The following is a 6129-nucleotide window of genomic DNA, read 5'->3' on the forward strand; positions in this document are numbered from 1 at the left end:
TCGCCGAGGTGACCACCGCCCCGGCCGCGGTCGCCGCCCCGGCGCCCGCCGCGGTCAACGGCAACGGCGCGGCCCCGGCCGTGCCGGGCGGGCCGGACCGCCCGCTGGCCAAGCCGCCGGTGCGCAAGCTGGCGAAGGACCTCGGGGTCGACCTGTGGTCGGTCCGCCCGAGCGGTCCCGACGGGATCATCACCCGGGCGGACGTGCAGGCCGCGGCGGCCGCCGCCGTTCCCGAGGTGCAGGCCCCGGCCCCGGCGGCTCCGGCCCCGCAGGCGGCTCCGGCCGCTCCCCTTCCTGCCACGGCGGGCGCGGCGCCCGCCGTGGTGTCCGACGGTGCGCGGGAGACGCGGATCCCGGTCAAGGGCGTCCGCAAGGCCACCGCGGCCGCGATGGTCGGCTCCGCCTTCACCGCCCCGCACGTCACCGAGTTCGTCACGGTCGACGTGACGCGCACGATGAAGCTGGTACAGGAGCTCAAGCAGGACCCGGACATGGCGGGGCTGCGGGTCAACCCGCTGCTGCTGGTCGCCAAGGCGCTGCTGGTCGCGATCCGGCGCAACCCGGGGATCAACGCGTCCTGGGACGAGGCCAACCAGGAGATCGTCGAGAAGCACTACGTGAACCTGGGCATCGCGGCCGCCACGCCGCGGGGTCTGATCGTGCCGAACATCAAGGACGCGCACGCCAAGACCCTGCCGGAGCTCGCCGGGGCGCTGGGCGACCTGGTCGCCACGGCCCGCGAGGGCCGGACGTCCCCCGCGGACATGCAGGGCGGCACGGTCACCATCACCAACGTCGGCGTCTTCGGCGTCGACACGGGTACGCCGATCCTGAACCCGGGCGAGGCCGCCATCCTGGCCTTCGGCGCGGTCAAGCTGCAGCCCTGGGTGCACAAGGGCAAGGTCAAGCCGCGTCAGGTCACCACCCTGGCGCTCTCCTTCGACCACCGGCTGGTCGACGGGGAGCTCGGCTCCAAGGTCCTCGCGGACATCGCGGCGGTCCTGGAGCAGCCGAGGCGTCTGGTCACCTGGGCCTGACGGTTCCCTGAGCAGAACGAAGGAGCCCGCCGCGCGGCAGCGCGGCGGGCTCCTTTCCGTGTCCGGGTGGCTCAGCCCACGCGGGCGAAGCCGTGGTTGAGCAGACGGGTCGCGTCGGTGGTGCGCTGGGACGAGGACGTCGAGCCCAGCACCGTGCCGATCACCGTCCTGCCGTTGCGGGTGGCCGCGAACACCAGGCAGTAGCCGGCGACCTGGCCCGAGCCCGTCTTCACACCGATGGCCCCGCTGTAGCTGCTGAGCAGCGGGTTGGTGTTCTTCCAGGTGCCCATGGTGCGGGTGGAGCCGCTCTTGGTGACCGTCTTCGCGGTGTACGACTTCGTCTTCACCACGGTGCGGAAGGTCGTGTTGTTCATCGCGCTGCGGGCCAGCTTGGTCAGGTCCCGAGGCGTCGAGTAGTTCGAGCCCTTGCTGATGCCGTCGAACGAGTCGAAGTGCGTGTTGGTCATGCCGAGGCTCTTGGCGGTGGTGTTCATCTTGCCGATGAACGACTTCACCCGCGCCGAGCGCGTCGTGCCGGTGCCGAACTTGTCCGCCAGCGCGTACGCCGCGTCGCAGCCCGACGGCAGCATCAGCCCGTAGAGCAGCTGGCGGACGGTCACCTTGTCGCCGACCACCAGGTTCGCCGAGGAAGCACCGTTGTTGACGATGTAGTTCCGGTAGTCCTGGGCGATGGTCACCTTGGAGTCGAGGTTCAGGTTCGACTGGCTGAGCACCACCTTGGCGGTCATGATCTTGGTGGTGGAGCCGGTGGGCCGCTTGGTGTCGGCGCTCTTGCTGTAGGTGGTGCGCCCGAACTGGGTCTCCATCACGAAGCCGCCCTTGGCGGCGATGGACGGCGAGGCCACGTTCTTCAGCGGCGGCGCGGCGGCGGCATGCGCGGGCGCCGAGGCGAGCGTCCCGCCGAGGAGCATCGCGCCCCCGGTGACGAGCGAGACCGCGACTCTGCGCGGGCGACGGCTCCTGATGCCGGTCTTCACGTAGGGAACCCCCGGATGTGATGTGCCCCTGAACTGTCCCCGGGGCAGGGCGCCGCCGCGGGATACGACGGTGCGTGATGTCCGACGACCGGCGAGGGCCAAGGGTTGCGCGGGAGACGGGGGTAATTTCTGGATTTTGCGGAGACTGGGGGTGGAAAGCCGTCCGTCCGCATGCCGGATGCGGACAGGGGATGCGCCTGTCTTGTATCTATGCTGTTCGCATGACCGTGCCGTTGAAGCAGCCGCCCGCCGCCGAGCGGGTCTACATCCACGTCAAGCAGGCGGTTCTCGACCGGCGGTACGAGGGGGGAAGCCTCCTCACCGAGGGCGAACTCGCCGAGGCGGTGGGGGTGTCACGCACCCCGGTGCGGGAGGCGCTGCTGCGGCTCGAGGTGGAAGGGCTGATCAAGCTCTACCCGAAGAAGGGCGCGCTGGTCCTGCCGGTCACCGCCCAGGAGATCGCGGACGTGGTGGAGACCCGGCTGCTGGTGGAGGAGCACGCGGCCCGCAAGGCGGTTCCCGCCTCCCCGCAGCTGATCGCCCGGCTGGAGGAGCTGCTGGAGCGGCAGCGCGAGCAGGCGGCGGCCGGCGACTACGCCGCCGCGGCGGTCACCGACCGCTGCTTCCACGCCGAGATCGTCCGCAGCGGCGGCAACGTGATCCTCTCCCACCTCTACGACCAGCTGAGGGACCGGCAGTTGCGGATGGGCGTCGCGGTGATGCACTCGCATCCCGACCGGGCCGCCAAGACGCTGGTTGAGCACGGGGAGATCCTGGAGGCGCTGCGGGCCGGCGACGCGGACCGCGCGGTCGCGGTCGTGCACGGACACGTCAGCTGGTTCTCCCACCTGGCGCGCGGAGAGGCCCGATGAGCGAGCAGCCGGCCGCACGGGCGGCCGACGCGTCGCGGACCGGGGATGCCCTGCCGCCGCTGGACCCGCCGGGCGGGACGCGGGCCGTCGCCGTCTGGGCGGTGGGCCTGTCCGTCTACTTCGTGGCCGTCCTCTTCCGCACTTCGCTGGGCGTGGCCGGCCTCGACGCGGTGGAGCGCTTCCACGTCAGCGCCTCCGCGCTCTCGACGTTCTCCATGCTGCAGCTGCTGGTCTACGCCGCGATGCAGATCCCGGTGGGCCTGCTGGTCGACCGGTTCGGCACCAAGAAGGTCCTGGTCGCCGGCTGCGTGCTGTTCACGCTGGGTCAGCTCGGGTTCGCCCTGGCGCCCTCGTACGGCATGGCGCTGGTCTCCCGCGCGCTCCTCGGCTGCGGCGACGCGCTCACCTTCCTCAGCGTGCTGCGGCTGGGCGCCCGCTGGTTCCCGGCGCGGCGCGGGCCGCTGATCGGGCAGCTCGCCGGCCTCATCGGGCAGGGCGGCAACGTCGTCTCCACCCTGGTGCTCTCCCGGGCGCTCACCCAGTTCGGGTGGACGGCCTCGTTCGTCGGCAGTGCGCTGTGCGGCGTGGTGGTGCTGGTGCTGACCCTACTCTTCCTCAAGGACCACCCGGACGGGCACGGCACCGAGCCGGTCCCGCACCGGGGCGTGGCGTACGTCCGGCGGCAGATCGCCGAGTCCTGGCGGGAGCCGGGGACACGGCTGGGCATGTGGACGCACTTCACCACGCAGTTCCCCGGCATGGTCTTCCTGCTGCTGTGGGGCATGCCGTTCCTGGTCGAGGACCAGGGGATGGAGCGGACCAGGGCGGGTTCGCTGCTCACCGTGATCGTGCTGGCCCACATGATGATCGGCGTGGTCTACGGGCAGATCATCGGCCGCCGCCACGGGGCGCGGATGCCGCTCGCGCTCGGCACGGTGGGAGCCACCGCGGTGGTGTGGGCGGTGCTGCTGGCCTGGCCGGGGAGGGCGCCGCTGGCCGTCTTCGCGCTGCTGTGCCTGGTGCTCGGGGCGTGCGGACCGGCGTCGATGATCGGGTTCGACCTCTCCCGCCCGGCGAACCCGGCGGAGCGCGCGGGCACCGCGTCCGGGATCACCAACATCGGCGGGTTCACCGCGTCGATGACGACCCTGCTGGGAATCGGCGTCCTGCTCGACGCCACCGGTGACGACTACCGCGTCGCGTTCTGCGTGGTATTCGCGGTGCAGCTGCTCGGCGCCTCGCAGATGGTGCGGCTGTGGCGGCCGACGGTACGCCGCGAACGCGAGCGGGCCGTGGTCCCGGGGCGGGTCGCGGCGGTCCACAAGCCGTAGACGGCCCCTTCCGGGGAGGGGCCGCCAACGGTCGACGGAGGGGCCGCCGACGGTCGGCGGAGGGAGCGGCGACGGTCGGCAGAGGGACCCGTGGGACGGGCCGCTCCGGCGGGCCGCCCGCCCCTCCGCGCCCGGCTACTGGGTGACGGTGAAGTTGTTCAGGATCGCCGCGGTCAGGTCGAGGTCGCCCTCCTGCTTGACGCGGTCGATCACCGTGGCCGGCTTCACCCGGCCGCAGGCGAGCAGCACGTACGTCTCCCAGTCCAGCGTCAGCGTCGCCGCCGGGCCCAGCGCCGGCGCCGTCTCCACCGTGCCGCGGCCGCGGATGTCGACCCGCACCGTGCGCAGGAACTCCACCGGACCGTGCACGTCCACCACCACGGCCGAGCTGCGCGGCGCGCCCGCCCGCTCGGCGACCACCTCCGGCAGCGCGTCCAGCAGGTAGTCGCGCGCCACCTGGGCGCCCGGCGAGTCCAGGTTCCCCGGCACGCCGAGCGCGGCCCGCAGGTCCTGCTCGTGCACCCAGACGTCGAAGGCGCGGTAGCGCATCGACTCCTCCAGCGTGATCTCCCGCCCGAGGGGACCGCGCACCACCGCGTCCGGCTGCCGGTTCTCGTTGCGCAGCTGCCGGTTGCGGCGGATCACCGTGTACTCCAGCTCGGAGGTCATCTCCGGCGCCGTGTGGTGACGCCGGACGTCGACCTGCATCTCCATGTACCGCTGGTGGTCGGTCGTCACGTGGTAGAGGTCGCGCGGCAGGGAGTGGATCGGCCGGGGGTCGCCGAGCATCTCGCAGTCCAGCCCGATGACATGGGAGACGAGGTCGCGGACGGACCATCCCGGGCAGGGCGTCCGCCGGTTCCACTCGCCCTCCACGAGGGGCAGCACCAGCTCGGATATCGCCTCGATCGAGTGAGTCCAGGCGTCGGCGTAGGGCTGAAGGGCAGGATGCAGACTCACGGAACGGGACCCCTCGGGCGGTTGGAACTCGGGCAGTGCCAGCGTCTTGGAAAGCTAAGTTACGCTGCGGGGAGGTACCCCGGCAGAGCTTTCGTGTGACGATCGTAGAGCTGGGTGGACATCACGACGGCCAAGGCGGTGGTACGGTGCGCGCCTCTCTTCTCCAGATGCGTGTCGACGGGAGCGAATCGGTCGAGCGGCGCCGCGAGCGGGCATCCGCACTGGTGCGCGAGCAGGCCGGGGCGGACCTGGTCGTTCTGCCGGAGCTGTGGACCACCGGGGCCTTCGCCTTCGACGACTTCGACACCTGGGCCGAGCCGCTGAAGGGGCCCACCCACGAGGCCATGTCCGAGGCCGCGCGCGACGCCGGCGTCTGGCTGCACGCCGGGTCGATCCCCGAACGCGCCGACGACGGCACGCTCTACAACACCTCACTGGTCTACGCGCCCTCCGGCGACCTCGCCGCCGCCTACCGCAAGATCCACCGCTTCGGCTTCGACAAGGGCGAGGCCGTGCTGATGGGCGCGGGGGGCGACCTGGTCACCGTGGAACTGCCGCGGACCACCCTGGGACTGGCCACCTGTTACGACCTCCGTTTCCCCGAACTCTTCCGCGCGCTGGTGGACGCCGGAGCGCAGACGCTGGTGGTGCCGGCCGGGTGGCCCGAGCGGCGCCGCGGGCACTGGACGCTCCTCGCCCGCGCGCGGGCGGTGGAGAACCAGTGCTTCGTCCTCGCCTGTGGAACGGCGGGCACACACGCCGGAGTTCCGCAGGCGGGTCACTCGATCGTGGTGGATCCGTGGGGCGAGGTCCTCGCCGAGGCGGGCCCCGACGAGGAGGTCCTGGCCGTGGAGTTCGACCCCGCGCGGGTCGCCGCGACGCGCGAGCAGTTCCCCGCCCTCAAGGACCGCCGCCTGGGCCTCCCCACGCC

6 protein-coding genes are annotated in these 6129 nt (G+C 72.1%); 4 read left to right on the top strand and 2 right to left on the bottom strand.

The annotated features are described in order from the left end of the window. Positions 1 to 1037 (top strand): dihydrolipoamide acetyltransferase family protein (locus ACOV8S_RS26105; protein WP_448320700.1); only part of this gene is annotated, 1037 nt, incomplete at its 5' end. A gap of 71 nt (positions 1038 to 1108) precedes the next feature. Here ACOV8S_RS26105 and ACOV8S_RS26110 read toward each other — a convergent pair. Beyond that, positions 1109 to 2035 (bottom strand): D-alanyl-D-alanine carboxypeptidase family protein, encoded by a 927-nt coding sequence (locus ACOV8S_RS26110; RefSeq protein WP_448320701.1) that lies wholly within the window; start codon positions 2033 to 2035, stop codon positions 1109 to 1111. A gap of 221 nt (positions 2036 to 2256) precedes the next feature. Between ACOV8S_RS26110 and ACOV8S_RS26115 the strand changes: the two genes are divergently transcribed. Next, positions 2257 to 2907: a GntR family transcriptional regulator gene (locus ACOV8S_RS26115; RefSeq protein ID WP_351114977.1), complete on the top strand. Its 651-nt coding sequence runs from the start codon at positions 2257 to 2259 to the stop codon at positions 2905 to 2907. Further along, positions 2904 to 4238, top strand: a complete 1335-nt coding sequence (locus ACOV8S_RS26120; RefSeq protein ID WP_448320704.1) for an MFS transporter — start codon at positions 2904 to 2906, stop codon at positions 4236 to 4238. The genes ACOV8S_RS26115 and ACOV8S_RS26120 overlap by 4 nt, the downstream gene beginning before the upstream one ends. A gap of 135 nt (positions 4239 to 4373) precedes the next feature. Here ACOV8S_RS26120 and ACOV8S_RS26125 read toward each other — a convergent pair whose 3' ends face one another. After that, positions 4374 to 5198: a maleylpyruvate isomerase family mycothiol-dependent enzyme gene (locus ACOV8S_RS26125; RefSeq protein ID WP_448320706.1), complete on the bottom strand. Its 825-nt coding sequence runs from the start codon at positions 5196 to 5198 to the stop codon at positions 4374 to 4376. Between the two features lie 146 nt (positions 5199 to 5344). Here ACOV8S_RS26125 and ACOV8S_RS26130 point away from each other — a divergent pair. Next, a partial coding sequence (locus ACOV8S_RS26130; RefSeq protein ID WP_448320708.1) for a carbon-nitrogen family hydrolase occupies positions 5345 to 6129 on the top strand: 785 nt, incomplete at its 3' end.

The organism is Streptomyces sp. CO7, assembly GCF_053474865.1.